Genomic DNA, 25,948 nt, shown 5'->3' on the forward strand with positions numbered 1-25,948 from the left:
GTCCGCGAACCCACAGCGGGCGCACGGTTGGTGCGCCCGCTGCTGGGTAGTTCGGAGGTATGGCTGAAGCAAACGTGCCCACACCGCTGGGCGTCGTCACCGGTGCCTCCAGCGGCATCGGCCTCGAACTCGCCCGGCAGTTCGCCGCGCACGACATCGAGGTCGTCCTGGTCGCGGAAGACGCGGCCGTGCACACCGCCGCCGAGGGGCTGCCCCGCGCGCACGCGGTCCAACTCGACCTGACCCGGCCGGAGGCCGTCGACGAACTGGTCCGGCGGGTCGTCGAGATCGGCGAGCCCACCGCGCTGGCGATCAACGCGGGCACCGCCATCGGCGGGGCGTTCGTGCACGACACCTCCATGGCCGACCAGCTCGCGGGGGTCGACCTGAACGTCCGCTCCGCGGTCCAGCTCGCCAAGGCGCTGCTGCCGGGCATGGTGGACCGCGGGCACGGGCGGGTCCTGTTCACCTCGTCGGTCATCTCGGTGACCCCCGGCCCCTACCAGGCGGTGTACAACGCGTCCAAGGCGTTCCTCAAGACCTTCGCGGGGGCGATCCGCACCGAGCTGAAGGACACCGGGGTCACCGTGACCACGCTGATGCCCGGCCCCACCGACACCAACTTCTTCGCCCAGGCGGACATGCTGACCACGCGGCTGGCCACGTCCGTGCCCAAGGACGACCCGGCGAAGGTCGCCGCCCAGGCGTTCGAGGCCATGATGTCCGGCCGGGCGAGGGTCATCGGCGGGTCCCCGCTGAACCGCCTCGCCTACCTCAGCGCGCTGCTCGTCCCCGATCGGGTGATGTCGGGCCTGCACACCTGGCTGTCCAAGCCGCGCCCCACGGCGTGACCGGGTCGCCCGAGTCCACATCGGACTCGCAGATCCCCCGTTTGCGCCGCGGCGGGGCGGGTACCGCTGGCCCATGCGCATAGTCGTCGTGGGTGGCAGTGGGAACGTCGGCACCGCGGTCCTGCGGGCCGCACTGGCGGCCGGGCACGAGGTGGCCGGGGTGTCCCGCCGGGGACCGGCCCGCGGCGGCCCGTACGACGCGGTGACCTGGCACTCCCTGGACCTGACCGCGGCCTCGGCACCCGACGTGCTGACCGAGGTCGTGCGCGGCGCGGACGCGGTCGTGCACGCGGCGTGGGCCATCCAGCCCTCGCACGACCGGGAGTACCTGCGCGACGTCAACGTCCAGGGCAGCCGGACCGTCGCCGAGGCCGTCGCGGCGGCCGGGGTGCCCCGGCTGGTGTACCTGTCCTCCGTGGGCACCTACGCGCCGCGGGTGTCGCTCGAACCGGTCGACGAGAGCTGGCCCGCCACGGGTGTGCCGACCTCGATGTACAGCGAGGACAAGGCCGCGGTGGAGGCGCTGCTCGACCGGTTCGAGGCCGCCAACCCCGCGGTCGCGGTGACCCGGCTGCGCCCGGGGCTGGTGCTGCAACGCGACGCCGCCGCCGAGATCCGCCGCTACTTCATCGGCGCCCTGGTGCCCCGACCGCTGTGGGGCCTGGCCCGGCGCGGCAACCTGCCGGTGCTGCCGCTGCCCGCCGGGTTGGCGCTGCAGTTCGTGCACGCCGATGACGTGGCCACCGCCGCTGTCACCGCCGCCGAGCGGGGCGTGCGGGGCGCGGTCAACCTCGCCGCCGAACCCGCCGTGGACGCGCTGGACCTGGCCGACATCACCGGCGGCCGGGTGGTGCGGGTGCCCGCCAAGGTCGTCCGGGCGGCGGTGGACCTGGCGTGGCGGGCCCGGGTGCTGCCCACCTCCCCGGGCTGGCTCGACCTGGCCCTGTCCATCCCGCTGATGCGCGCCGACCGCGCCGCCGCCGAACTGGACTGGCACCCCGTGCACGGCGCGGCCGCCACGGTCACCGAACTGCTGGGCGGGTTGTCCGAGGGCCGTGGCGTTCCCGCCAGCCCGGCTCTGCACCCCTGACATCCCGCGCTTGGGGGAGCCGCGGGCTGGGAACCCCCGCGGAACAGGAACTCTTGACGATGGAGGCGCGGATGTCCTCGACGACGAACAGCGGTACGGCCTCGCGTACACCGGTGCAACTGGTGGCCGTGGTCGTGTCAGTGGTGTTCCTGCTGGTGGGGGTGCTCGGGTTCATCCCCGGCATCACCACCGACTACGACCGGTTGACCTTCGCCGGGCACCACTCCATGGCGATGCTGCTCGGTGTCTTCGCCGTCTCCGTGCTGCACAACCTCGTGCACCTGGCCTTCGGAGTCGCCGGTCTCCTGTTGGCCCGCACCCCCGCGGGCGCCCGCGGCTACCTGATCGGCGGCGGCGCGGTGTACCTGGTGCTGTGGGTCTACGGCCTGGCCATCGACCACGGCAGCGCGGCGAACTTCGTGCCGGTGAACTCCGCCGACAACTGGCTGCACCTGGGCCTGGGTGTGGGCATGGCGGTCCTGGGCTTCGCCCTGCTCCCGCGCCAGCGCGACGTCATCCGCCCGTGACCCGCGCCCGTCGGGAGATCACCCGCCGGTGATCCCCGACGGGTCGGTGTGGACGTCCAGCGGCGCCATCAGGCTGGCCAGTTCCAGCAGGCGCAGCACCGGCCGGTTGTCGACCACCAGCACCCGCAGGGTGCAGCCGCGCTCAGCGCACCGGGCTTTGGCCTCCACCAGACCGGCCACCCCGACCGACCCCATGAACCCGACCTCGCTCAGGTCCACGACCACCGAGCACCCGGAGGCGGCGGAGCACTGCTCGAACAGGGATCGGTGGAAGCTGTCGCGGCTCGCCATGTCGATGTCGCCGCGCACCTTGAGCACGACCGTCTCCCCGGCGGTCTCCACCGCCTGCACTGACACCACCGTCTCGGCCATGCGGACCTCCAGTCCTCACTCCCGGCGGATCGAAGGCAGTGGCACCATGGTGGTCGCGTCCCCCGGGGTCCGCAACCGCACCTGCCTGCCGGGTCACCGGCGAATGCACCCGGGCGCGGGCCGTCCGGACCACCGGCGCGCCGCGTAGCGACGGCAGACCACTTGCCTATCCCGATACCCCGGCCGGTGCGCTGTTCCCCCAGGTGGGCGGCGGTGCGCTCGACCTTGTGGCGGTCGACGCCCGCTCGCCAGGCGTGATCGTCGGCGATTCGGGGTAACCCGGAAGCGTGGTTGTCGACGTGTGGAGGGCTGCCGACATGGCTGGTCGTGACGAGGTTCCCGCCGATCCGGAGGTCCGGGCCGTCCCGGTCATCACCGACGAGGTCGCCGACGGCGTGGCCCGGTGCGAAGACGCGGACGACGGCGTGACCGAGTGCGAGGCCGTGCTGCACGGCCGCACCTTCAGCTACCTCCGGGCGGGCACCGGCGGACCCACGGTGGTCCTGTTGCACGGCTTGGCGGGCGACTCGGAGACGTGGCGGCCGGTCCTGCCGCTGCTGGCCGAGCACGCCACCGTGATCGCCCCCGACCTGCTGGGCCACGGCCGGTCCGCGAAACCGCGCAGCGGGGACTACTCCGTCGGCTCGTACGCCGCGGGCCTGCGCGACCTCCTGGTCGCCCTCGACCTGGACCGGGCCACCATCATCGGGCACTCCTTCGGCGGCGGGGTGGCCATGCAGTTCGCCTACCAGTTCCCCGAGGCGACCGAGCGGCTGGTGCTCGTCGCCAGCGGCGGGCTGGGCCACGAGGTGACCCCGGCGCTGCGGGCGGCCACCATCCCCGGCAGCGTCCTGACACTGCGGCTGATCACCGCCCTCACCCCCAAGTGGGTGGGCAACCTGGTGCACCGGGTGCTGCGCGCCGTCCCGCCGATCGCGGGCAACGACCTGGAGGAGGTCGCCAGGGCGGTCACCTCCCTCGCCGACCACGGCGCGCGCTCCGCCTTCGTGCACACCGCCAGGTCCGCGCTCGACATCGGCGGCCAGCGCTTGGACGCCACCGAGAAGCTCTACCTGACCGAGCACATCCCGCTGCTGCTGATCACCGGCGACGCGGACGTGTGCATCCCGGCGCAGCACAGCATCGACGCGCACGAACAGGTGGAGAACAGCAGGCTGTCGGTGTTCGAGGGGAGCGGGCACTTCCCGCACCTGGACGATCCGGAGCGCTTCGCGGGTGAGGTCGCGGCTTTCCTGCGGGAAACTGTTGCCGCCACTGATGGGCGTGAGCACCTCCGTGCCCACCTGGTCGAGGCTGGTTAGGTCCTCGTGGCTTGCCTTTGAAATCCTCAAAGCCCGGTCGTTTGTTGTGTGGTGCCTGGGCGGGTGGATGTGCTCGGCTGTGCCTTCACGAGCCCGGTCTTTTGGTGGTGGTGCCCGGCTGGGTGGATGTGTTTGGCCGGGGCCCCTATGGCGATCATGTGCTCCAGTGCGTCAGGTGGGGCTGAAAAGATGCCCCACCGCCCAGGCAGGCTGTCACATGATCGCCACCCCCGGCCAAACACATCCACCCACCCGGGCAGTCCGCTCGCCGGGCCAGCGGTTCTCGGGGTGATCGGCTGACCAAGCACACCCGCCCACCCGGGCGTTTGCTTGGCTGGGCTGGCGGTTTTCGGGGCGGTCGGCTGGGCGGGCACATCCACCCACGGGGGCAGTTGGCTCGCCGGGCCGCCGGTTCTTGGGGTGGTCGGCTGGGCGATCGCATCGACCCACCCGGGCAATTGGCTCGCCGGGCAGGCGGTTCTTGGGGTGGTCGGCTGGGCGATCGCATCCACCCACCCGGGCAATTGGCTCGCCGGGCAGGCGGTTCTTGGGGTGGTCGGCTGGGCAAGCACCTCCACCCACCCGGGCATTCGCTCGCCGGGCCGGCGGTTTCGGAGGTGGTCGGCCGACAAGCTCATCCACCCACCTGGGCATTTCGGTGGCTGGGCCGCCGGTTCTGGGGGTGGTCGGCCGACAGGCGCGTCCGCCTACCCGGGCGTTTGCGTAGTCGGGCTGGCGGTTTGTCGGGGTTGCCGGTTGTTGCTGCGCCGGTGGGGGTTTCGGGTGGCTGGGGCTGGGCCTGTGGTGTGTTGGTGGTGTGGTCCGGGGGTCCTAAGTGGTCACCACCTCCACCGCCACGGTGTGTGCGGGGAGGGCGGAGAGGCCGAGGACTCGGGCCGGGCCGCTGCCCTCGGTCACCCGGACCGTGACCGTGGTGCGTGCTGCCATGTCCAGCAGGAGGGCCATTCCGGAGCTGCTCAGGTAGGACACCTCGGTCAGGTCGACGGTCAGTGGTTCGCCGTGTGCCGCGTGTGCCAGCAGTTCCGGGCGCCAGTGGGCCGCGCCGGTCAGGTCGAGGTCGCCGTTGATCCGCACGCGGTGGTCGGGGGTTGTGGGTGTCCGCTCCACTTGTGGTGGGGGCGTTGTGGTCGGTGTGGTTTCGGTGTTCGTGGGGAGCCGGGCGTCGATCAGGGTTCCTTCTGGGCCGTGCTGGATGGTTGTTGCCGCCAGGCTGCGGATCATGGCCAGGCCGCGGCCTCGGTGGCCGGGGTCCGCCGGGGGTGGTCGCCAGCGCCCGCGGTCGCGCACCTGGGTGCGCAGGGAGCCGCCTGCGCCCCGGGTGACCGAGTAGTCCAGTGTGCCGCCGCCGTTCGGGTAGGCGTGTTCGACCGAGTTGGCCGTCGCCTCGCCCAGGATGAGGTTGAGGTCGATCAGGGTGTCCTGGGGCAGGGCCGCGAGGGCGCCCCAGCGGCTGATGTCCGTGCGCACCTCGGCCAGCACCGCCGGGGTGGCGGGCACGTCCCTCCTGCTCAGGGGGGCGGGCAGGTAGCGGGCGACGACCAGGGCTACGTCGTCGTCGTGGCCGTCGGCCAGGAGGGCGGTGGTGATGCGGTCGGTGATGGTCTCCGGGTCCAGGGCGTGCAGCGGGGCGACGAGGTCGGCCAGGCGGGCCAGGTCGTCGTCGATGAGGTGGTCACGGCGTTCGACGAGGCCGTCGGTGTAGAGCACCAGTGAGGTGCCGGGGGAGAGGTGGACCTCGTTCTCGGTGAACGTGCCGTCCGCGCCCAGGAGCGTGCCGGTGGTGCCGATCAGGAAGCGCGCGCCCGTCTCGTCCACCACCAGCGGTGGCGGGTGGCCCGCGGCCGACCAGCGCAGGACCCCGGTCTCCCAGTCGAGCAGCAGGCAGGCGCAGGTGCTGCCCACCGCGCCGGGGTTGCGGGTCGCGAACAGGTCCAACCGCTGGAGGGCGGACGCGGGGGAGTGGCCGTCGAGCAGGTAGGCGGCCAGCGCGCTGCGCAGTTGGCCCATGACCGCCGCCGCCCGCGGGCCCTTGCCGACCACGTCGCCGACCACCATCGCCACGGACGTGCGGCTGGTGGGCAGCACCTCGTACCAGTCGCCGCCGGTCTGCGCGTGCCGCGACCCCGACCGGTACCGGGCCGCGGTGGCCAGCCGCGCCAGGTCGGGCAGCTCGCGCGGCAGCAGGCTGTGCTGCAGCGCCTGGGCGATCTCGTGCTCGCGGCGCAGCTCGGCCTCCCGCTCCGCCTCGGCCGCGCGGCGGGCGGTGACGTCGCGGCCGATCGCCTGCAGGCCCGCCGGGGTGCCCGCGATGCTCAACTCCACCGAGATCGTGGCGCCGGAGGCGTGCCGCACCTCCCACACCTCGGTGACCTGCTCCCCGGTGGCCACCCGCGCCACCAGGTCGGCCAACCGGTCCGGCGAGCCCGGCAGCAGCAGGTCGGGCACCGACATCAACAGCAGGCGCTCGCGGGAGTGCCCGAGCAGCGCGCACGCCGCCGGGTTCACCTCCACCAAGCGCAGGTCGTGGTCGGCCATCCAGACCGCGTCGGCCGCGTGCTCGAACAGCATCCGGTGCCGCCGCTCGCTCTCCCGCAGCTCCCGCGCGGCGTGCGCGCGCTCCAACGACTCCCAGCACCGGGCGGCGACGTCGCCCACCAGCTCGACGTCGTCGTCGGTCCACGCCCGGGGCGAGGCCTGGTGCACGGCCATGGCCGCGGTGAACCGGCCCGCCTTGAGCAGCGGGACGCAGATCACCGCCCGGATGCCGGTCAGCCGGTAGGCGTCGAGGTCCCTGACCGCCGGGTCGGTCCCGCTGTCGGTCACCACCCACGGCTCACCCGCGCGCATGGCCCGCAGGCAGCCCGCGCCGAAGTCGGCCATCGAGTACCGGCCGGGCAGGTGCGGCAGGCCGGTGGCGTGGTCACCGCTCATCAGGAAGTGGTCCTCGTCGGCCTCCGCCCTGGCGTAGGCGCACCGGTCCGCGCCCAGGTGCTCACCGAGCCCGCGGGCCGCCTCGGCCATGATCTGCTCGGCGTCGGTCAGCGGTTGCAGCGCCAACTCCAGCTCGGCGAGGAACCGCTCCCGGTCCTCGTCGAACCGCCGCGCCGTGACGTCCACCATCAACCCGCGCAGCGTGCGCGGTTCACCCCCCGCGCCCCGGACCACGTGGACGACGTCGTGCACCCACAGCACCCGCCCGTCGGCGGCGGTGACCCGGTAGTCGGACTCGAAGTCGTCGCGCGCGGCCACGTTCCGCGCGCGGAACTCCGCCGCCGCGGCCCGGTCGTCGGGGTGGGTGATCGACGCCCAGAACCCCCGGTCACCCGTCCAACGGGTGACCGGGTACCCCAACAGGGTCTCGGCGTGCTCGGACACGAACGTGAACGCCCCCGTCCGCGCGTCCGCCTCCCACACCACCAGCGGCAGCCCACCCAACAAGCCGCGCAGTCGCTCCGCTTCGTCCACGCCACGATGGTGCCCCGATCCCCCGTCCGATGCCCGACGAATCGCCGAAGGACCCCCACGACAACTCGCCGTGACGCGGGCGCCCGCCACCTCGGCTCTCCGACCCGCCGAACACCGCGTGGCGGAACACCCCGCGGACCAGGGCCGAAGATCACCCACCGGGGGCTCTAGTAGTTGCCCAGTCCGCCGCAGACGTTCAGCGCCTGGGCGGTCACCGCCCCGGCCCGCTCGCCGACCAGGTACTCGACCATGGCCGCCACCTCGTCGGACTCCACGTACCGGTGGATCGGCACGCGGGCCGTGATGCGGTCGAACGCCTCCTCGGTGTCGACCCCCCAGATCCCGGCGTAGTGCTCGCGCACCCGCGCGGCCATGGGGGTCTCGACGAACCCGGGGCACACGGCGTTCACGGTGATGCCGGTGGCGGCCAGCTCCAGCCCGAGCGCCTTGCTGAACCCGACCACCCCGTGCTTCGACGCCGAGTAGGGCGCGGCGTGCACCACGCCCTGCTTGCCCCCGGTCGAGGCGATGTTGACCACCCGGCCCCACTTGCGGTCCAGCATGGCGCCGGTGGTGAGCACCGCCTTCGTCATCAGGAACACGCTGTTGAGGTTGGTGTTGATGACGTCGAACCACAGCTCGTCGGGGATCTCGGCGGTGGCGCCACCGCCGCTGCGCCCGGCGTTGTTGACCAGGACGTCGATCGGCCCGTACCGGTCGACGGCGGCGCGGACGAACCGCACCACCTGGTCGGCGGAGGTCACGTCGCACGCGCTCCCGTCCACCTCGAGCCCCCGGTCCCGCAGGGACCCCACCGTGCGGGCCAGCCGATCCGCGTCCCGGGCGCAGAGGTAGACCCGCCTGCCCTGCTGGGCCAGCCGTTCGGCGATGACCAGCCCCATCCCGCTGGTGGCACCGGTGACGATCGCGACCTGCTGGTCGACTCGGCTCATGGCTCTTCCCTTCGCGGTGGTGGAACGCGGGCGACGGCACGACGGTGACCGGCGCCGCTCGGAGTCCGGTCGTGCCCGTCTTGGCCCCGGGGGGCGGGGTTCGAGCGACCCGCTAGTCCGGTGCGCCACGGTGGCGGCTTCCGCACGGCACCGGGAGGAACCCATGACCACGACCGACACCGCCCGCGACCTCCACGGCGAGGTGGTGCACTTCCTCGCCAGGCAGACGCACCTGATGGACGGCCGCGACTTCGAGGGCTTCGCCGCGACCTTCACCGAGGACGGCGAGTTCAGCCACACGCCGGGGCAGTTGGCCGCCACCAGGGCGGGGATCGTGGCGGAACTGGTCGAGTTCCACCGGCGCTTCGACGACGACCCGGTGGTCCGCAGGCACTGGTTCAACATGGTCGTCCTCGACCCGGGGGAGGGTGGTTCCTGGCGCGCGACCTACTACGCCTACACGGTCAACACCAGGCCGGGTGGCGACCAGCGCATCGGGCCCAGTTGCCTGGTGACCGACGTGCTGGTGCGGGTGGGGGACGAACTGCTGACCAGGTCCAGGCACGTCCGGCAGGACCGGCTCCACTTCGACTGAGCCGCTGACCGGGGCGCGGGGTTTTCGCAGGCGGTGGAGACCCCGCGCCGGTGGGCCGGGAGGTCGGTCCGCGGATCACCCGAGCCGCGCGCCGCGCCGTGAGCCGACCTCGACGTCGTCGTAGCCCTCCTTCCGCAGCCCGGACCGGTAGGCGCGGTCCACCACCGGCCGCAACACCCGACCGATCCCGGGAATCCCCACGACGGCCTTGAGCGCGCGAGCGAGCGGGCCCCTCCGGGCGTCGGCCATGTTCGCGGCGAGGTGGGCCCCGGCCAGCGCCATCAGATCCGGCACCGCGTGGCGATCGAGGTGCGTGGCCGCCGTCCACACCCCCGAGCGCGCCACGGCGGCGCAGGCGGTCACCTCGGCGTGGTCGACGTCGACGAGCAGCGCCGCGTGCGGGGGCGTCCCGCGCAACGCCATCGTCTCCAGCAACGCCGGATCGTCGGTGATCGAGCCCCGGCCGCGGACGTGCAGCACGTCGGTGCGGCCGGGGACGAGGGCGGCGAACGAGAGCCGGTCGTCCCGGAGGACGTTGTGGAGGCTGTCCGCGCGCCTGTTGCCCCTGCGGTCCGGGATGACGAGCGTCCGGGCGTCGAGAACCCGCGCGACGACGTCCCGGTCCCCGCGCGGGCTGGTGTCACCGCCGCCTGAATCGTCCCACGTGGACAGGGCGAGGAACGGGGCGGCGGCGAGGAAGTCCGCGACACCGGGCCCGCGCAGCGGTCCGTCGCCCTCGACGCCGGGCGTCGGGGGCGTGGGAGCGGGTGGCTGCCACAGGCGCGAGCGGATGACGGCCTGCCCGCAGTGCACGTACGCCTCCTGGACGTCGACGAACGTCTCGGTGCCCTTCCGCCTGGCAACGGAACCGTTGACGCGCAACGTTTCCCTGATGCCCGGCAGGAGGAAGACGAAGGACACCGGGCCGTGCGCCTCGCCGTCGGGCAGGGTGAACGAGATCCGCGTCGGCGAGTGGACGCGCACGAATCCCGGTGCGCCGCCGACGAACGCCGTGCGGCTGACGCCGTCGGCGTCGCGGTGACCGAAGCCCGCCAGCGGGCAGAGCGCGAGGATGGCGCGGCAGCCCTCGTCGAGGGCGCTGACCTGCTTCAGCATGATGATCGACGGCGGTCGTCCCACGACGGCCTCGACCTCGTCGAACGTCGTCATGCGGTGGAGTGCGCTGAACTGCATCGGAACCCCCTCAGCCCGGCGCGGACCGACCGCGCCGCAGGCAACCCGCGAACGGGTGAGATTATTATGAGCAATAGCTCACATGTTTTCCACTCGCTTTCGATGCCCTCGGGGAGGACCACGATGCCACCGACGGACCGCCGCTTGGAGCCACGTCGCAAGCCCCGCCAGGTGCGCGCCGAGCTCACGCGCGAGCGCATCCTCACCGCGGCTGCTCACGTTTTCGCCCAGCACGGCTACGCCGCGGGCACCACCAACCGCATCGCCGAGCACGCCCACGTCTCCATCGGCTCGCTGTACCAGTACTTCCCGAACAAGGACGCCATCCTCGCCGAACTCCTGGTCCAGCACATCGACCGCGGCACCTGGACCAGCGCCGACGATGTCGACCTCTCACCGGGGACGCTGGAGGCGACGGTCCGGGCGTTCGTCCGCGACGCCATCGACAACCACAGCGACGACCCCCGCCTGCTCCGGGTGATGATCGAGGAGGCACCGGTCTCCCGGGCGCTGCACGACACGATCGACCGGCACGAGAAGCTGCGCACGGCCCAGGTCCGCGACATCCTCGTCCGGCACCCCGACATCCACGTGGGCGACCCCGACACCGCCGCGCAGATCATCCTGTTCACCGTGGAGATCAACACGCACAGGTTCATGGCCGCTCCGCAGACCGTCCCCGTCGAGACGTTCGAGAACGAACTGGTCGCCATGGTGACCCGCTACCTGCGCGGTGACCAGTAGGCGCGATGCACCCGCCGACGATCGGCAGGCGCACCCGAGGCGGTGTCCGCGCCGAACGACGCGCAGACGTCCACCGGGGCGTCCGCAGCCCCGACCGCTCCACCGCTCCACTGCACTGCCGAACAGGTCAAAACCCGGACCGGGCGCTGTGCTCGGCGGCGAAGGCAGCGGCGGAGGACATGGTCGTCGCGCTGTTGCGGCCGAGGGCGTTCCGCACGAACACCTTGGCGTCGGCCACGGTCTTGCCCGCTCCGAGCACGGTGCCGACCGCCCCGGGGTTGATGACCACCGTGTGCCGGGAGGTCACCAGCGCGCCCTCCGGCCCCTCGGTGAAGGTCCACAGGCCACTGTGCCCGTGCAGCAGCTCCGGGGTGACCACCTGCTTGTACGCGATCCACTCCCCTTCACCGCACATCCGGACCGACCGGGTGGTGTGCCGGGAGCCGTCCGCCGTCACCGTGTCCAGCTCCAGGTCCTGGACGCCGGGGGCCGGTTCGGACAGCACCGCCCTGGAGACGTGCGGCAGCCGCTCGGCCCACAGGTCCGCGCGTGCCACGAACTCGTAGGCGCCCGCCGCCGAGCCGGACAGGGCCCGGGCGTCGGTGAACGAGAAGACGACGTCCTCGACCGGGTGACCGGACTGCGCGACGCGGGCCAGGGCGGCGAGTTCCTCCGGGCTGTTGCGGTCCAGTGCCGCGGTGACCCACCCCACGGTCCCGGGGTCGTCGTCGGTCGTGGTGAAGCGGTGCAGCAGCACGACCTCGCACCGGTTCCCCGGCAGGGCGCGGAACCGCCACTCGCCGCCCATCGAGGCGATCGGCGGCGCGCTCACCTCGCGGTCGAAGGTCACCCGCAACCCGCCGGGGTCCAGCGTGCGCCGGGAGGTCCAGGTGCTGACGGCCCCGTTCACCGTGGCCCACAGCTCGAAGCGCTCCTCGCGCTCGGACCGGTCGAGGTGCCGGACGTGCACGCTCGGGCCGAACACGGCGGGCCAGGCGGTGACGTCGGCGACCAGGCCGTAGAGGACCCGCGGCGGCGCCGCGACGACCAGTCGGTGTTCGGTGTGGTGTTCGCGTTCGGTTCGCATCGGTGCTGTCGCCTCTTCCTCGGGTGCTGGGTGGACGGGTCGGCACCGCCCCGGCAGATGATCGGGGCTGCTGCTCGTGCTCCGCTGGTGCGCCCGTCGGGCCCGAGCCGAGGCGGTGGGGCGGGCGGACCCCGCCCCACCGCCTCGGCGCTCAGCGGTCGGCGGTCACCGAGAGCGAGTGGCGGAAGTGGTTGCCCGGGTCCCAGTGGGCCTTCGCCCGTTGCAGCCGCGGGTAGTTCTGGCCGAAGTAGAAGGTGTGCCACGGCACGCCGGACCGGTTGAACCGCGGGTCGGTGATGTCGGGGTCGGGGGCGTTGATGTTGCAGCCCTCGTAGCGCTCGCCGGGCACGGGGTAGCCGCCGGTGGACGCGAACACCTCACCGTAGAGCTCGCGCAGCCAACCGAGGTTCGCCTCGTCCTCGGCCTCGGTGACCCAGTAGTTCTCCAGCACCGCGACGAGGGCGGACCGGCGCTGGAACACCGCGGTGTCGGTGGGGGCCAGGGCGTTCACCTGCCCGCCCGCCATCGCCCCGAGTTGCAGCAGCGAGGCGCCGGGGAACGGGTTGGAGTAGTCCCGCCTGGTCATGTGCCGGTAGATGGCGCCGATCTGCTCGTCGGTGAAGCGCTCGCGCAGGTAGGCCTGCTTGATCCCGCTGCGCAGCGTCGAGTTGGTCATGACCGTGGGGTTGCTGGTGTCGATGGTCTCGGTGGAGGCCAGCCACGGCAGCCGCCGGAACGGGAACGGGCCGGTGATCCCGGTGCCCGCGGTGACCGCGTCGAGGTAGTCCCGCAGCAGCTCCTCCGCGCCGGGGACCGTGGCGTCGACCTGGGTGAGCATCCCGATGCCGCCCGTCGAGACGTGCTGGACGAACAGCAGGCCGCAGAGCGCGGCGCCGGGCGAGTCCGGGGCGCTGTGGTCGACGTACCACTGGCACTGGTTCCGGATCAGGGCGGTGAAGGTGGCCTGGTCGAGCTGCTCCCACGCGGCGAACGCGGTGCTGATCAGCACCTCGGCCGGGGGGTTCGGCAGTTGCGCCGCCGGGTCGTGCCCGGTGGCGCCCCGGGTGCGGAACCAGAACTTCGTGATCACCCCGAAGCTGCCGCCGCCCCCGCCCGCGCAGGCCCACCACAGGTCGTTGAGCCTGCCGGTGTCCTGCCGCGAGGCGACGACGGTCCGCACGTCGCCGTGCCGGTCGACCACCACCACCTCGACGGCCTCGATCAGGTCGGCGACGTTGCCGAACTGGCGCGAGAGCAGGCCGTGGCCGCCGCCGGTCGCGTGGCCGCCGATGCCGACCGACGGGCACACCCCGCCGGGGAGCGTCACGCCCCAACCGCGGAACAGCGTTTCGTAGATGTGGCCCAGTTGCGCGCCGCTCTCGACGGCGAACGCCCTGCGGTGCGGGTCGTAGTGGATGCCGTCCATCAGCGAGAGGTCGATGATGATCTCGGCTTCGGCGTGGTAGGCCAGGTCGGCGTAGCAGTGCCCGCCGCTGCGGACGGAGATCCGCTTCCCGGTCCGCACGGCTTCCCGGACCACTCTCTCGACCTGCTCGGCGCTCCCGACGAGCCGGACGCTTTCCGGCTTCGCCCCCCACCGCCGGTTGAAACCGACCACCAGTTCGGGATAACGCCGATCATCGGATGTCACCGTCACCGGTCCGAATGCGCTTCTGCGCGTCGCAGTGCTTTCTGTGTCGTTCTGCATGTTCTCCGCTCCCCCTTGATCCGTTGTTTTCCCACTGAAACATTCACACATCCCCGGGCGCGGTTCCGGCGCTTTCCGCGAATCGCGAGCCGGGATTGATCCGCCTCCCAGCGATCCGCGATCGAGCCCGCGCACACTCCGAACCCGTCGATGCCGACCGCACCCGCGTGGCGGCGGGCCGAACGCGCGGTCACCCCGCAGGCGCGGTGACCGCGGACAGGAGACAAACCGCATGACACGTTTCATCGACCTCAGCGTGACCACGACGGACACCCCCAGCGAAGCGACACCGGTCAAGGTCGACCTGCTCGACCACCGCGCGGCCGCGGCCGTGCTCGGACTGCGACCGGAGGACTTCCCCGGCGGGATGGCCATCTCCAACGAGACGGTCACCCTCACCACGCACACCGGCACCCACATGGACGCCCCGCTGCACTACGGCCCGGAGAGCGGCGGGCGGCCCGCCAAGAGCATCGATCAGGTGCCGCTCGACTGGTGCCACGGCCCCGGCGTGCGCCTGGACCTGCGGCACGTGCCCGCCGGGGCGGGGATCACCGAGGCGCACCTGACCGCCGCGCTGGCCGCCGCCGGGCATGACCCCGCCCCGGGCGACCTGGTGCTCCTGTGGACCGGAGCGGACGCGCTCTGGGGGTCGGCCGACTACCTCACCGACTACCCCGGCCTCACCGGGGAGGGCACGGCCTTCCTGGTGGAGCGCGGGGTGCGGGTCATCGGCATCGACGCCTGGGGCCTGGACCGCCCGATGCGGTCCATGGTCGACGACTACCGCCGCACCGGCGATCGCGCCCACCTGTGGCCCGCACACCTCTACGGCCGCAGCAGGGAGTACCTGCAACTGGAGAAGCTCGCCAACCTGGGGGACCTCCCCGCGGCGACGGGGTTCACGGTCTCCTGCTTCCCCGTCTCCCTCGCGGGCGCGGGAGCGGGGTGGACCCGGGTCGTGGCGATGCTCTGATGCCCGGCGGCGCGTGTCGCGACAGGACCGGCACGCGCCGTCGAACCGTTCCCCCGTGGTCGGAGCGTCAGAGCGCCATGCGCGGTGGCGCGTGACCGCTCCCGGTCGCCAACAGCTCGTGCTGCAGCAGTTGCAGTTCCGGGGCCGGTTCCACGCCCAACTCCCGGTCGAGGATGCGCCAGAGGTTCCGGTAGGCCTCCAGCGCCTCCGCCCGCCTGCCGCACCGGTGCAGGGAGCGGATGAGCTGGGCGTGCAGGCTCTCGTTCAGCGGGTTCTCGGCCACCAGCAGGCGGAGCCGGGGGACGACCTCCCGGTCCCGGCCGAGGCGCCTGCTCGCGGCCACCCACAGCTCGGTGGCGGAGAACCTGAACTCGTCGAGGTAGGTGACGTGGGCGTCGAGCACCCTGCCCAGCGGCATGCCCGCGAGCACCGGACCCCGCCAGAGGGCCACCGCCCGGTCGACGGACTCGATCGCCGCCTCCGGCTGCCCGGCGTGCAGTTGCCGCCGCGCCTGGCCGACCAGCCGCTCGAACACCTTGATGTCGATCGCGTCGTCGGCGACGTCCACCGCGTACCCGGACGGTCTGGTGAGCAGCAGCCCCTTCCCCTCCGGCATCTTCGCGAACATCCTGCGCGCGTGGTAGACGTAGGTCTGCAGCGTGGTGAGCGCGCTGCGCGGGACGTCCTCCCCCCAGAGCTCCTCGATCAGCGTGTCCACCCGGACGGTCTCGCCGTTCTGCACCAGCAGCACGCCGAGGATCTGGGTGATCTTCGATTTGGGCAGGAAGGAAAGTTTTCCCTCCGCCGTTTCAATGGTGAATTGGCCCAACAGGTGAAACTTCAAGGTGATCCCCCCGGTCGAAACAAATGCTCGGCGCGGGCACCCATCCCCGAATACCCACGTTTCGCGAAAACACTGTCACTGTCCTGCGCCATTGTCTGCACCATGCACGAAGTGCTGTGCGGCAAGAGGCTGTGCGGTGGCAGTCCGAGACTTCCTCACCGAGGGTAGGAGGAGTACATCTCGCGTGCAACGAAATGCAATGTGACTTGAATCACACGCATTCACTCGAAAGGGAAGTATTTGTTCTGATCGTCGCGCTCAATCGACATTGGCCTCCCCTTTCGGGTAGGTCCAACAGCTCGAACGGTCAGTTCTGGCAATCGGTTGGAGCTGCCAGGCTGAAAGAGGAAACCCCGGAGCCGTCGGACGCGAACCGGCGGCCGCACCGGACCGGCAGCACGAAGGGAAAACACATGACCGCCAAGACGGTCTCGGTCGTCGTCGCCTTCCACAGCGGCTACGGGCACACGACCAGGATGGCCGAGGCGACGTGCGACGGCGCGGCCTCCGTCGACGGCGTCGCCGCGGAGCTGCTCACGCTCGACGAACTGACCGAGGACAAGTGGGCCCGGCTCGACGCGGCGGACGCCATGATCTTCGGCTCGCCCACCTACATGGGGTCGGCGAGCCCGCAGTTCCACACCTTCGCGCACGCCACCAGCGGGCGCTGGTTCGCCCAGGCGTGGAAGGACAAGGTGGCCGCGGGCTTCACCACCTCCGGGGCGATGAGCGGTGACAAGCTGAACACGCTCCAGTACTTCACCATCCTGGCCGCCCAGCACGGGATGCACTGGGTGAACCTCGACCTGCCGCCCGGCACGGCCGAGACCGAGCTGAATCGGCTCGGTGGCTGGCTGGGCGCCATGGGGCGGTGCCCGGGGGACCAGGGGCCGGAGGCCATGAGCGAGGCGGACCTGCTCACCGCGGCCCACCTCGGCCGCCGGGTCGCCGACCACGCGCTGCTGCTGAGCCGGGCCAGGCTCTCGATCTGACCGGCGCCCGCCGCGGCGGCGGGCAGAGGTCGGGGCGGGGTGCCCGGGTCGGGTGACCCGGGCACCCCGCGGGTTCCCGGTGCTCCTGCCGCCCGGTGGCGCGTCAGGGGTGCAGTGCGCGGCGCAGCGCGGTGACCTGGTCGGCGATCATCCGCCGCGAGGACGCCGCGTGGGCGAGGCCGATCGAGCCGTGGAACGCGCCGGAGTAGTGCGCCAGCTCGGTCTCCACGCCACTGGCGGCCAACCGGTGGGCGTAGTCGATGCCCTCGTCGCGCAGCGGGTCGTACTCGCACACCCCGACGAAGGCGGGCGGGAGCCCGGACAGGTCTTCGGCGCGGGCGGGCGCGGCGTGGCCCGAAGCCGCCGCTCCCCCCAGGTAGTGGCCCCAGCTCAACTCCAGGCTCCGGCGGTCCAGCATCGGCGTGTCCACGAAGGAACGCGCCGAGGGGGTGGTGAGCCGGTCGTCCAACTGGGGGAACAGCAGGTACTGGAAGCACACCCGGGGGCCGGACCGGTCCCTGGCGAGCAGCGCGAGCCCCGCCGCCAGCGCTCCGCCCGCGCTGAAGCCGCCCACCGCGACCCGGTCTGTGTCGACCCCCAGCGCGGCGGCCTCGGCCACCGTCCACTCCAGCGCCGCGTAGCAGTCCTCCAGCCCGGCCGGGTACGGGTGCTCCGGCGCCAGGCGGTAGTCGGGCGACACCACGACCGCGCCGACTAGGTCGGCGATCCGGGTGGCCGCGGTGTCCACCGTGTCCAGGTCGCCGGTCACGAACCCGCCCCAGTGCGGGAAGACCAGCGCGGGCAGCGGGTCGACCCGGGCCGCCGGGCGGTGCAGCCGCACCACCACCCCGGGGGCCCCGACCGGCCCCGGGACGGTCTGGTCCCGCACCAGCACCTCCGACACCGGCTCGTGGCGTGGCTGCCGGGCCATGACCGCGCGCAGGGCGGCCCGCGCCGAGACCGGGTCCGCGTAGTCGAGCGGTCGCAGCCGCGGTGCGGCGTCGGCCAGGTCCGGGTCGAAGTCGTGGGTCATCGCGGCCCCCCGGTCGCGCGGCGCCAGGTCAGCACCCGCCTGCGCGGCGGTCCCGCGCCCGGCGGTGTCCGGCCGGACAGGGTGAGCAGGTCGCCGTCGAGCGCGAGGTCGCGCACCTGGCGGGTGCCCACCAGGTAGTCGTGCGACGCCACGTCGACCTGGTGGACGACGTGGCGCCCCACCAGCCACCACGTGCCCGCGTAGCCCATGAAGCGGACCACCTGACCGCCCGGCGCGGGCGGACCGGGATCGGTCCGCATCATGCTCACCGACACCCGGCCGCAACCGGTGTAGATGAGCAGGCCCGCGGGGGTGGGGCCGAGCGGGCCCTCCTCGACCAGCCCGTCGGTCACGTCGACGTAGGCGTCGAGCCGCCAGGCCCCGGCCAGCGCGGCGGCGAGGGCGTCGGTCGCCACCGCCGTCACCACGCGGCGGGCCGGTGCGCGACCACGAGCCGGTCCATCCGCAGGGAGGCTCCCTGGCCGAACAGGCGGTTCGCCTCCAGGCTGCGGTCGTCGGCGAAGGTCAGCGGAGTGGGCGGGCCGGTGACCGGGTCGTAGTAGTAGTCGGTGGCGGTGCTCAGCCGCACCAGGCCGGAGCCGGGGCGGCCGGGTGCGGCCCCGTCGAGGAAGTTGAACAGCCCCATCCCGACGGCGAGCTGGTCCGGCCGGACCGTCTCCTCGACGCCACCGTGGTCCTGCACCAGGTGGCGGCGCAGCGCAGGCGGCAGGTGGTGGCCGATCCGGTCGAGCCGGAAGACCTCCCGGCCGTCGAGGAACCAGCGGACCAGGCCGCGCGAGTGGTCGTGGGCGAGCCTGAGGTGGTGCGTCTGGTCCGGTGATCGCCGCCCGACCGGGATCGCGTAGAGGAAGGAGGCGTAGTTCCCGAGCGCGCCGCGGCTGTTGGGCAGCCGCTCGTAGTAGGCGTAGACGCTCTCGTTGGTGAGGGCGAACTCGAAGGCGACGTCCGTTGCCAGGTCCTGCATGGCCAGCGCCGCGGAGGCCAGCCGGGGGTCGTCCTCGGCGTTGGGCACCCGCGCGCCGAAGGGGTGTCGACCGACGCCGTACGTCCGGCCCGACAGGTTGGTCTCGCAGGACAGTTCGTACCCGGGTCCGGTGTCGAAGCCGAGCGTTCCGCCCGAGGACGTCCTGTTGGCGTAGACCAACCACTTGACGTGGTCGAGCGTGCCGGGGAAACCGCCGGGGTCGTCCTGGGCCACGGTGGCGGTGAAGGCGGGCTCACCGGTCGCCGGGTCGGTCCCGGAGGAACGGACCCGCAGGCCGCGCGGCGACGTGGTGATGACGCCGTCGCGCCCGGTGGTGGGACCGAACGGCAGGTGCACCCACTTCGCGTCCGGCCCCTCGGTGCGCAGGCCCCGGGAGAAGTCGTCCCAGACGACCCGGAACGGCGCGGGTGGGGCGCTCGCCCGCGCGGTGGGCGCCGGGGCCGCGTCCGGCCCCGCGGCCCCGGGGATGCCCTGCGTGGCGGTACGCCGGTTCGTCGTCATGGCAGATCCGTCTCCGATCCTCTTCGTGGGGCACTCCGGTTCCGGGGATCGCCGCTACACCCGGATCACCTGGTGCGCGTAGGCGGTCGACGCGGACTCGACCTGGAGGCCCTGGTGGCCCGCCAGGGAATTGACGTCGCGCCAGAACCGCTGGACCGGGTTGGCCGAGTTCTGCCCGGTGGTCCCCACGGCGCGGAACAGCCGGTTCACCACCGCCACCAGGGATTCGGTGGCCACCGCGCAGTCGCGCCAGGTGCGCGTGGTGTCCAGCACCGTGATCGCGGGCCCGAGGTCGGCGGTGACCGCTGCCCGTTCGAGCAGCAGCTCGGCGGCGTCGATCTCGGCCGCGCTGCGGGTCAGGACCACGTCGTGGGCGGCCCGGTTGAACGTCGGCATCCCCGGCAGGGCGGGCGCCGGTGCCGCCGCCGCGGCCCGAATCCTCGGGGTCACGTGGTCCACCCAGGACTTCAGCGCGCCCTTGGCGGCACCGAGCGCGGGCACCGCGAACATCATCGTGGTGGACTGCATCGGCACCGCGTGGCACGGGGCGTCGGAGTCGGTCGCGCGACCGGCGAACAGGTCGTCGCGGCTGACGGTGCGCGCCGCCGGGACGAAGACGTCCTCGACGAGCACCGTGTTGCTGCCGGTGGCGGCCATGCCGACGTTCTCCCAGGTGTCCGCGGTGCGCCAGGCCGAGCGCGGCACGGCGAAGACCCTGGCGCGGCCGTCGTCCGCCGTCGAGGCCAGCAGCGCCCACTCGGCGTGGTCGATGGCGCTGACGAAGGGCCACTTGCCGGTCAGCCGGTAGCCGCCGGGTGTGGTCTCGGCGCGACCGGCCGGGGTCAGCGACGCGACGAGCAGCGCGTCGGGGCCGTCCGCCCAGACCTCGCGGTAGCCCTCGGCGGGCAGGTGCGCCGCCATCCGCGACACGTGCGCGGCCAGCGACGCGCACCACGCGGTGGCGGTGCAGCCCTCGCCGACCGCGCTCACCGCCCGGTTCAACTCCAGGAAGGTGCCCGGGTTCCCGCCGCACTCCGCGGGCACGAAGTGCCGGGGGAACCCGGCCACCACCAACGACTTGACCACCTCGGGGTCGAGCCTGCGCCGGGCCTCCGCGCCGGGGGCGCACCGCGCCGCCGCGACCGCCACCTCCCCGGCCGCGGTGAGCAGGGGGGTCGGCGTCGATTCCAGGTCCATCCGGTTCGCTCCTCGGCTGGCGGGTTCGGCTCGGGGGAGCCGCGGCACGGCCGGTTCCGTCCCGGCCCGCCCCCGGATGCTCACCGCCGCCGCTCGGGTCCCGCTGGGCTTTCGCTGGGGCGCACCGGATCGACCGCACCGGCCAACCACGGCCCGACCGTCCCACTAGTACCGGTGGCGACGCTGGCGTCCGCCTTGGAAGGGGGTCACACCGATGATCGGTCCAACAGCTCAGGTGCCACCGGGTGGTGCGCGGTGAACCGCCGGGTGGTGATCACCGGCATCGGGGTGCGCACGCCGGGTGCCAACGGGACGAAGGAATTCCTCGACCTGTTGACCGCGGGGCGCACCGCCACGCGCCGGATCTCCTTCTTCGACCCGTCGGCCTACCGGTCCCGGGTCGCGGGGGAGGTGGACTTCGCCCCCGAGCACGAGGGGCTGTCCCCACTGGAGGTCCGCCGGATGGACCGGGCCGCGCAGCTCGCCGTCGTGTGCGCCGGGGAGGCGGTGACCGACAGCGGCCTGGAGTTCGAGGACTTCGACCCCACCAGGGTGGGGGTCAGCCTCGGCAGCGCGGTGGCCTCGGCGACCAGCCTCGAACAGGAGTACCTGGTGCTGTCCGACAGCGGCCGCAACTGGCTGGTCGACCACACCAACCTGTCCCCGCACATGTTCGACTACCTGGTCCCGAGCGCGATGCCCGCCGAGGTGGCCTGGACCGTCGGCGCGGAGGGCCCGGTGACCATGGTGTCCAACGGGTGCACCTCGGGCATCGACTCGGTGGGCCACGGGTGCCAGTTGATCCGCGAGGGCAGCGCCGACGTGGTGCTGGCCGGGGCCTCGGACACACCGATCACCCCGATCGTCGTCGCCTGCTTCGACGCGATCAAGGCGACCACGCCGAACAACGACGACCCGGAGCACGCCTCGCGGCCGTTCGACCGGACCCGCACCGGGTTCGTCCTCGCCGAGGGCGCCGCCGTGTTCGTCCTGGAGGAGCACGAGCGCGCCAGGCGGCGCGGCGCGCGCGTCTACGCCGAGATCTCCGGCTACGCGACGCGGTGCAACGCCTACCACATGACCGGGTTGAAGACCGACGGCCGCGAACTCGCCGAGGCCGTGACGGTGGCGCTCGACGAGGCCAGGATCGACCCGACGGCGATCGACTACATCAACGCGCACGGGTCCGGCACCAAGCAGAACGACCGCCACGAGACCGCGGCGTACAAGCGCAGCCTGGGCGAGCACGCCCGGCGGACGCCGATCAGCTCGATCAAGTCGATGGTCGGGCACTCGCTCGGCGCGATCGGCTCGATCGAGATCGCCGCCTGCGCCCTGGCCATGGTGAACGACGTGGTGCCGCCGACGGCGAACCTGCGCGTGCCCGACCCGGAGTGCGACCTCGACTACGTCCCGCTGACCGCCCGGCAGAAGAGGCTGGACAGCGTGCTCACCGTCGGCAGCGGCTTCGGCGGCTTCCAGAGCGCGATGGTCCTGCGCCGGACCGGGGGGTCCAGGTGAGCGAGGGGGTCTACGTCACCGGGATCGGACTGCTGGCCCCGAACGGGTCCGGCCTGGAGCAGCACTGGGCGGCGACGCTGGCGGGCCGCAGCGGGATCGCCACCCTGTCGCGGTTCGACGTCTCGCGGTACCCGGTCCGGCTGGCCGGTCAGGTCGACGACTTCGACGCGGCGCGGCACCTGCCGAGCAGGCTGCTGCCGCAGACCGACATCTCCACCCAGCTCGCGCTGGTGGCCGCGGATTGGGCGCTGGCGGACGCGGAGATCGACGAGGGGTTCTTCGCCGACTACGACACGGGTGTGGTCACCTCCAACGCCACCGGTGGTTTCGAGTTCACCCACCGGGAGTTCCGGAAACTGTGGACCCGGGGGTCCGCCGCGGTGAGCGTCTACGAGTCCTTCGCCTGGTTCTACGCGGTGAACACGGGTCAGATCTCCATCCGCAATCAGTTCCGCGGACCCAGTTCCGCGCTGGTCGCCGAACAGGCGGGCGGACTCGACGCCATCGGCCACGCCCGCCGGACCATCCGGCGGGGCACCCCGATGGTGGTCACCGGGGGCGTCGACTCGGCCCTCGACCCGTGGGGCTGGGTGGCGCAGATCGCCAGTGGGCGGCTCAGCACCGCGACCGACGCGCACCGCGCCTACCGCCCCTTCGACGTCGACGCCTGCGGGTACGTCCCCGGCGAGGGCGGGGCGATCCTCGTCCTGGAGACCGCGTCCGCCGCGGCGGCCAGGGGAGCGCGGCAGGTCTACGGCGAGATCGCGGGCTACGCCACGACGTTCGACCCGCCGCCCGGTTCGCCGAGGCCGCCGGGTCTGCGCCGGGCGGCGGAGTCGGCGCTCGCCGACGCGGGCCTCACCCCGGACCAGGTCGACGTGGTGTTCGCCGACGCCTCCGGGGTGCCCGAGCTGGACCGCGCCGAGGCCGCCGCCATCAGCGGGCTGTTCGGGCCGTTCGCGGTGCCCGTCACCGCGCCGAAGGCGCTGACCGGCCGGATGTACTCCGGTGGCGGCCCGGTCGACGTCGCCGACGCCCTGCTGTCCATCCGGGACGGGGTGATCCCACCGACACCCGGCACCGCCGAGGTGCCGGAGGACTACCGGATCGACCTGGTGCGCGGGGTTCCCCGCCACCATGAGGTGACCACCGCCCTGGTGCTGGCCAGGGGCCGGTGGGGGTTCAACTCCGCTGTCGTCGTCCGCGCGGTGCCCGGACCGCGCACCCCGGCGCCGCGGAGACCGCGACAACCACAGGAGCGAACATGAGCAGGATGACCATCGACGACCTCCGCCGCGTGCTGGTCGAGTGCGCGGGCGAGGCCGACGGCGAGGCGCTGACCGCCGACCGCCAGGACCGGGACTTCGAGGAGTTCGGCTACGACTCCCTCGCGCTGATGGAGACCGCGGCCAGGATCGAGGCGGAGTACGGGGTGCGGGTGCCCGAGGAGCGCATGGCCGAACTGCGCACCCCGCGCGAGGTGCTCGACCTGGTCAACGACGCCCTCGTGCGGACGAGCTGACCGGGCGGGCAGGCCATGGCCGACGACTTCAAGGACGTGCTCGCCCGGCTCCCCGCCGGGGTCGCCATCGTCACGACCCGCGACGAGCACGGCACCCCGCACGGCATGACCGTCAGCTCCTTCTGCTCGGTCTCGCTCACCCCGCCGCTGGTCCTGGTGTGCCTGGCCAGGTCGTCGAGGTGCTTCCCGGTCTTCGCCCGCGCGGAGCGGTTCGCGGTCAGCATCCTGCGCGCGGAGCAGACCGACCTCGCCCGCCGGTTCGCCACCAGGCTGGCCGACAAGTTCGCGGGGGGCGGTTTCGCGCCCGCCGACGACCGGGCGCCGATCGTCGAGGACGCGTTGGGCGCCGTCGAGTGCCGGACGCACCAGCGGCACGACGCGGGGGACCACGTGATCGTCGTCGGGGAGGTCGTCGACCAGGTGCTGGCCGCGGCGGGCCCACCCGCGATCTACTTCGACCGCCGGTTCGCCACGCTCGACCCGAACCCGGTCGCGGCGGGAGGTGGAACCCGTGGCACGGGCTAGTTTCCCCGACCTGGACGAGGACACCTTGCGCGAGCACCTGGTGGACGCGGAGATCCCGGCGCTGGTGATGACCGTCGCCCACCTGACCGGGGACGTGTCGCTGCTGGGTGAACTCCCCCGGAGCCCGGGGTGGCTGTTCGCGCCCCAGGGCGGGCTGACCCCGGAGCAACAGGAATCGCTGCGGGAGAGGGCGTTCCTGGCGCTTCGCCGGCTCCGTGGGCAGGAGGTGCGGCCCCCGGGCGACGACCTGTTGCGCGCGATCACCACGTGGGCCATGGGGGCCGACACCGCGGAACTGCTGCCGCTGCTCGCCGAGGGGTTCGCGCTCCCCGGCGAGGACCCGCGAGCGCCCCGCTGGGACTTCGCCGAACTCTCGCCGCCGGAGGGCTTCCGCGTCGCCGTCATCGGTGCCGGTTTCAGCGGGTTGCTCGCGGCCCGCCGCCTCGCCGAGGCCGGGGTGCCCTTCGTGGTCTACGAGAAGAACCCCGACCTCGGCGGGACGTGGTTCGAGAACACCTACCCCGGTTGCCGCACCGACGTGGCCAGCCACCTCTACGACTACTCGTTCGCCCCGAGGGCCGACTGGCCCGACCACTTCAGCACCCGCGACGACGTGCTGGACTACCTCCGGGCGTTCGCGGAGGAGTCCGGCGTCGGCGAGCACGTCCGGTACGGCGTCGAGGTGGGCACGATGCGCTGGGACGAGCGGGACTCCCTGTGGCACCTGGGCACGAGCGGGCCCGACGGGGAGCGGACGGACACCTGCAACGTCGTCATCAGCGCGGTGGGGCAGCTCAACCGGCCGAGCACCCCGGACATCCCCGGCCGCGACGCGTTCGCCGGGACCGCGTTCCACTCGGCGGCCTGGGACCACTCGGTCGACCTGGCGGGCAAGCGCGTCGCCGTGATCGGGACCGGGGCGAGCGCCTACCAGTTCATCCCGGAGATCGCCGGGGTGGCGGCCGAGGTGGTCGTGTTCCAGCGCACCCCGCCGTGGTTGCGCCCGACCCCGCACTACCACGACCCGGTGCCCGCGGGCGCGCACTGGCTCCACCGCCACCTGCCCCACTACGGCCGGTGGCACCGGTTCTGGCTCTTCGCCCCCGGGTTGCGGGGAATCCTGGAGGGGTGGGTCGTCGACCCAGACCACCCGCCGACGGAGCGCGCGGTCTCGGCGCTGAACGAGGACCTGCGGGCGGGCCTGGCCGCGGCCATGGAGGCGCAGTTGGCCGACGCGCCGGAACTCCGGGACGCCGTGATCCCGAGGTACCCGGTCGGCGCCAAGCGCGTCCTCCGGGACAACGGCCGCTGGATCGCCACGCTGAAGCGGGACGACGTGCGGCTGGTGACCGACCCCATCGAGCGGATCACCCCGACCGGGGTGGTCGCGGGCGGTGCGGCCGTCGACGTCGACGTGCTGGTCTTCGCCACCGGGTTCCGGGCGTCGCACTTCCTGGCCCCGATGGTGGTGACCGGGCGGGCGGGCGTCGACCTGCACGAGACCTGGAACGGCGCACCGCGCGCCTACCTCGGCATCGCGGTGCCGGACTTCCCCAACCTGTTCTGCCTCTACGGCCCCAACACCAACCTGGTCGGTCAGGGCGGCAGCATCGTCTACTTCTCCGAGTGCGCGACGTCGTACGTCCTCGACGCGATCCGGTTGCTGCTGGAGAGCGGCAAGAGCGCGATCCAGGTGCGCCGCGACGTCCACGACCGCTACAACGAGTGGATCGACTCGGGGAACCGGAACCGCGCGTGGGGCTGGTCGAAGGTGGGCGGTTGGTACAACGAGGGCGGGCGTTCGGCGGTGAACTGGCCCTATTCCGCGCAGGAGTACTGGCAGCGCACCCACGAGGTGGACCCCGATGACCACGAACTGTCGTGAAAGAGCCATTCCCGCGC

The 25,948-nt window shown here is 72.7% G+C and carries 24 protein-coding genes; 13 read left to right on the forward strand and 11 right to left on the reverse strand.

The genetic code is table 11. The features are described 5' to 3' along the window. Positions 1 to 59: 59 nt before the first annotated feature. From DFQ13_RS11950 to DFQ13_RS11960, 3 genes are all read left to right on the forward strand, one after another. Positions 60 to 851, forward strand: coding sequence for an SDR family NAD(P)-dependent oxidoreductase (locus DFQ13_RS11950; RefSeq protein WP_035284540.1), 792 nt, complete (start codon positions 60 to 62; stop codon positions 849 to 851). Between the two features lie 73 nt (positions 852 to 924). After that, positions 925 to 1,941 (forward strand): NAD-dependent epimerase/dehydratase family protein, encoded by a 1,017-nt coding sequence (locus tag DFQ13_RS11955; RefSeq protein WP_110079837.1) that lies wholly within the window; start codon positions 925 to 927, stop codon positions 1,939 to 1,941. 71 nt (positions 1,942 to 2,012) lie between these two features. Beyond that, positions 2,013 to 2,468 (forward strand): DUF4383 domain-containing protein, encoded by a 456-nt coding sequence (locus tag DFQ13_RS11960; protein WP_035284548.1) that lies wholly within the window; start codon positions 2,013 to 2,015, stop codon positions 2,466 to 2,468. Between the two features lie 18 nt (positions 2,469 to 2,486). On the opposite strand, the gene DFQ13_RS11965 is transcribed toward DFQ13_RS11960, so the two are convergent. Continuing rightward, positions 2,487 to 2,840 (reverse strand): STAS domain-containing protein, encoded by a 354-nt coding sequence (locus DFQ13_RS11965; RefSeq protein WP_052021360.1) that lies wholly within the window; start codon positions 2,838 to 2,840, stop codon positions 2,487 to 2,489. Between the two features lie 317 nt (positions 2,841 to 3,157). Between DFQ13_RS11965 and DFQ13_RS11970 the strand changes: the two genes are divergently transcribed. Next, positions 3,158 to 4,162, forward strand: a complete 1,005-nt coding sequence (locus DFQ13_RS11970; RefSeq protein WP_110079838.1) for an alpha/beta fold hydrolase — start codon at positions 3,158 to 3,160, stop codon at positions 4,160 to 4,162. An 831-nt stretch (positions 4,163 to 4,993) separates the two neighbouring features. Here DFQ13_RS11970 and DFQ13_RS11975 read toward each other — a convergent pair. Continuing rightward, the gene (locus DFQ13_RS11975) at positions 4,994 to 7,648 is read right to left on the reverse strand and encodes a SpoIIE family protein phosphatase (RefSeq protein WP_110079839.1); all 2,655 of its coding nucleotides are present in this window, start codon (positions 7,646 to 7,648) and stop codon (positions 4,994 to 4,996) included. A 167-nt stretch (positions 7,649 to 7,815) separates the two neighbouring features. Then, a complete protein-coding gene (locus DFQ13_RS11980; protein ID WP_110079840.1) occupies positions 7,816 to 8,601 on the reverse strand; it encodes an SDR family NAD(P)-dependent oxidoreductase in 786 nt (261 codons plus the stop codon). 163 nt (positions 8,602 to 8,764) lie between these two features. Between DFQ13_RS11980 and DFQ13_RS11985 the strand changes: the two genes are divergently transcribed. Next, positions 8,765 to 9,196 (forward strand): nuclear transport factor 2 family protein, encoded by a 432-nt coding sequence (locus DFQ13_RS11985; RefSeq protein ID WP_035284869.1) that lies wholly within the window; start codon positions 8,765 to 8,767, stop codon positions 9,194 to 9,196. Positions 9,197 to 9,271: 75 nt separating this feature from the next. Here DFQ13_RS11985 and DFQ13_RS11990 read toward each other — a convergent pair whose 3' ends face one another. Beyond that, complete coding sequence (locus DFQ13_RS11990; protein ID WP_233438370.1) at positions 9,272 to 10,366, reverse strand: pyridoxamine 5'-phosphate oxidase family protein; 1,095 nt, start codon at positions 10,364 to 10,366, stop codon at positions 9,272 to 9,274. 147 nt (positions 10,367 to 10,513) lie between these two features. Between DFQ13_RS11990 and DFQ13_RS11995 the strand changes: the two genes are divergently transcribed. Then, a complete protein-coding gene (locus DFQ13_RS11995) occupies positions 10,514 to 11,134 on the forward strand; it encodes a TetR/AcrR family transcriptional regulator (protein WP_110079842.1) in 621 nt (206 codons plus the stop codon). A 127-nt stretch (positions 11,135 to 11,261) separates the two neighbouring features. Here DFQ13_RS11995 and DFQ13_RS12000 read toward each other — a convergent pair whose 3' ends face one another. Further along, positions 11,262 to 12,221, reverse strand: a complete 960-nt coding sequence (locus DFQ13_RS12000) for an aromatase/cyclase (protein ID WP_110079843.1) — start codon at positions 12,219 to 12,221, stop codon at positions 11,262 to 11,264. A gap of 151 nt (positions 12,222 to 12,372) precedes the next feature. Continuing rightward, the gene (locus DFQ13_RS12005; protein WP_200873411.1) at positions 12,373 to 13,839 is read right to left on the reverse strand and encodes an FAD-dependent oxidoreductase; all 1,467 of its coding nucleotides are present in this window, start codon (positions 13,837 to 13,839) and stop codon (positions 12,373 to 12,375) included. A gap of 322 nt (positions 13,840 to 14,161) precedes the next feature. Between DFQ13_RS12005 and DFQ13_RS12010 the strand changes: the two genes are divergently transcribed. After that, the gene (locus DFQ13_RS12010; protein ID WP_110079844.1) at positions 14,162 to 14,905 is read left to right on the forward strand and encodes a cyclase family protein; all 744 of its coding nucleotides are present in this window, start codon (positions 14,162 to 14,164) and stop codon (positions 14,903 to 14,905) included. A 67-nt stretch (positions 14,906 to 14,972) separates the two neighbouring features. Here DFQ13_RS12010 and DFQ13_RS12015 read toward each other — a convergent pair whose 3' ends face one another. After that, complete coding sequence (locus tag DFQ13_RS12015; RefSeq protein ID WP_035284858.1) at positions 14,973 to 15,749, reverse strand: AfsR/SARP family transcriptional regulator; 777 nt, start codon at positions 15,747 to 15,749, stop codon at positions 14,973 to 14,975. A gap of 413 nt (positions 15,750 to 16,162) precedes the next feature. Between DFQ13_RS12015 and DFQ13_RS12020 the strand changes: the two genes are divergently transcribed. Beyond that, a complete protein-coding gene (locus DFQ13_RS12020) occupies positions 16,163 to 16,741 on the forward strand; it encodes a flavodoxin family protein (RefSeq protein ID WP_035284857.1) in 579 nt (192 codons plus the stop codon). Between the two features lie 103 nt (positions 16,742 to 16,844). Here DFQ13_RS12020 and DFQ13_RS12025 read toward each other — a convergent pair whose 3' ends face one another. From DFQ13_RS12025 to DFQ13_RS12040, 4 genes are read right to left on the reverse strand one after another with little or no spacing between them, the layout of a single operon-like run. Then, complete coding sequence (locus DFQ13_RS12025; RefSeq protein ID WP_110079845.1) at positions 16,845 to 17,774, reverse strand: alpha/beta hydrolase; 930 nt, start codon at positions 17,772 to 17,774, stop codon at positions 16,845 to 16,847. Next, positions 17,771 to 18,190 carry a lipocalin-like domain-containing protein gene (locus DFQ13_RS12030; RefSeq protein ID WP_219994388.1) on the reverse strand — a complete coding sequence of 140 codons (420 nt, stop codon included), beginning with the start codon at positions 18,188 to 18,190 and terminating at the stop codon, positions 17,771 to 17,773. The genes DFQ13_RS12025 and DFQ13_RS12030 overlap by 4 nt, the downstream gene beginning before the upstream one ends. A gap of 5 nt (positions 18,191 to 18,195) precedes the next feature. Then, the gene (locus DFQ13_RS12035) at positions 18,196 to 19,281 is read right to left on the reverse strand and encodes a DUF6081 family protein (protein WP_110079847.1); all 1,086 of its coding nucleotides are present in this window, start codon (positions 19,279 to 19,281) and stop codon (positions 18,196 to 18,198) included. Positions 19,282 to 19,335: 54 nt separating this feature from the next. Continuing rightward, a complete protein-coding gene (locus DFQ13_RS12040; protein WP_110079848.1) occupies positions 19,336 to 20,478 on the reverse strand; it encodes an acyl-CoA dehydrogenase family protein in 1,143 nt (380 codons plus the stop codon). Between the two features lie 255 nt (positions 20,479 to 20,733). Between DFQ13_RS12040 and DFQ13_RS12045 the strand changes: the two genes are divergently transcribed. Genes DFQ13_RS12045 through DFQ13_RS12065 form a run of 5 tightly spaced genes read left to right on the forward strand, consistent with a single transcriptional unit; the run spans position 20,734 to position 25,931 of the window. Further along, a complete protein-coding gene (locus tag DFQ13_RS12045; RefSeq protein WP_181399936.1) occupies positions 20,734 to 21,999 on the forward strand; it encodes a beta-ketoacyl-[acyl-carrier-protein] synthase family protein in 1,266 nt (421 codons plus the stop codon). After that, on the forward strand, positions 21,996 to 23,267 hold the full coding sequence (locus tag DFQ13_RS12050) for a ketosynthase chain-length factor (RefSeq protein ID WP_052021392.1): 1,272 nt from the start codon (positions 21,996 to 21,998) through the stop codon (positions 23,265 to 23,267). Before DFQ13_RS12045 ends, DFQ13_RS12050 begins: the two co-directional genes overlap by 4 nt. After that, a complete protein-coding gene (locus DFQ13_RS12055; RefSeq protein WP_035284847.1) occupies positions 23,264 to 23,521 on the forward strand; it encodes an acyl carrier protein in 258 nt (85 codons plus the stop codon). The genes DFQ13_RS12050 and DFQ13_RS12055 overlap by 4 nt, the downstream gene beginning before the upstream one ends. A gap of 15 nt (positions 23,522 to 23,536) precedes the next feature. Beyond that, positions 23,537 to 24,046 (forward strand): flavin reductase family protein, encoded by a 510-nt coding sequence (locus tag DFQ13_RS12060; protein WP_110079850.1) that lies wholly within the window; start codon positions 23,537 to 23,539, stop codon positions 24,044 to 24,046. After that, positions 24,033 to 25,931 (forward strand): flavin-containing monooxygenase, encoded by a 1,899-nt coding sequence (locus tag DFQ13_RS12065; RefSeq protein ID WP_219994390.1) that lies wholly within the window; start codon positions 24,033 to 24,035, stop codon positions 25,929 to 25,931. Before DFQ13_RS12060 ends, DFQ13_RS12065 begins: the two co-directional genes overlap by 14 nt. Positions 25,932 to 25,948: the final 17 nt, after the last annotated feature.

Origin of the sequence: Actinokineospora spheciospongiae (assembly GCF_003182415.1) — a bacterium.
GTDB lineage: Bacteria > Actinomycetota > Actinomycetes > Mycobacteriales > Pseudonocardiaceae > Actinokineospora > Actinokineospora spheciospongiae.

Bases quoted from the DNA above. Each gene is read 5' to 3' on its own strand.
- DFQ13_RS11950 (WP_035284540.1), top strand. From the start codon at position 60: ATGGCTGAAGCAAACGTGCCCACACCGCTGGGCGTCGTCACCGGTGCC.
- DFQ13_RS11990 (WP_233438370.1), bottom strand. From the start codon at position 10,366: ATGACGACGTTCGACGAGGTCGAGGCCGTCGTGGGACGACCGCCGTCG.
- DFQ13_RS12035 (WP_110079847.1), bottom strand. From the start codon at position 19,281: ATGACGACGAACCGGCGTACCGCCACGCAGGGCATCCCCGGGGCCGCG.
- DFQ13_RS11970 (WP_110079838.1), top strand. From the start codon at position 3,158: ATGGCTGGTCGTGACGAGGTTCCCGCCGATCCGGAGGTCCGGGCCGTC.
- DFQ13_RS12010 (WP_110079844.1), top strand. From the start codon at position 14,162: ATGACACGTTTCATCGACCTCAGCGTGACCACGACGGACACCCCCAGC.
- DFQ13_RS11985 (WP_035284869.1), top strand. From the start codon at position 8,765: ATGACCACGACCGACACCGCCCGCGACCTCCACGGCGAGGTGGTGCAC.
- DFQ13_RS11995 (WP_110079842.1), top strand. From the start codon at position 10,514: ATGCCACCGACGGACCGCCGCTTGGAGCCACGTCGCAAGCCCCGCCAG.
- DFQ13_RS12060 (WP_110079850.1), top strand. From the start codon at position 23,537: ATGGCCGACGACTTCAAGGACGTGCTCGCCCGGCTCCCCGCCGGGGTC.
- DFQ13_RS12055 (WP_035284847.1), top strand. From the start codon at position 23,264: ATGAGCAGGATGACCATCGACGACCTCCGCCGCGTGCTGGTCGAGTGC.
- DFQ13_RS11960 (WP_035284548.1), top strand. From the start codon at position 2,013: ATGTCCTCGACGACGAACAGCGGTACGGCCTCGCGTACACCGGTGCAA.
- DFQ13_RS11955 (WP_110079837.1), top strand. From the start codon at position 925: ATGCGCATAGTCGTCGTGGGTGGCAGTGGGAACGTCGGCACCGCGGTC.
- DFQ13_RS12000 (WP_110079843.1), bottom strand. From the start codon at position 12,221: ATGCGAACCGAACGCGAACACCACACCGAACACCGACTGGTCGTCGCG.
- DFQ13_RS12040 (WP_110079848.1), bottom strand. From the start codon at position 20,478: ATGGACCTGGAATCGACGCCGACCCCCCTGCTCACCGCGGCCGGGGAG.
- DFQ13_RS11965 (WP_052021360.1), bottom strand. From the start codon at position 2,840: ATGGCCGAGACGGTGGTGTCAGTGCAGGCGGTGGAGACCGCCGGGGAG.
- DFQ13_RS12020 (WP_035284857.1), top strand. From the start codon at position 16,163: ATGACCGCCAAGACGGTCTCGGTCGTCGTCGCCTTCCACAGCGGCTAC.
- DFQ13_RS12025 (WP_110079845.1), bottom strand. From the start codon at position 17,774: ATGACCCACGACTTCGACCCGGACCTGGCCGACGCCGCACCGCGGCTG.
- DFQ13_RS11980 (WP_110079840.1), bottom strand. From the start codon at position 8,601: ATGAGCCGAGTCGACCAGCAGGTCGCGATCGTCACCGGTGCCACCAGC.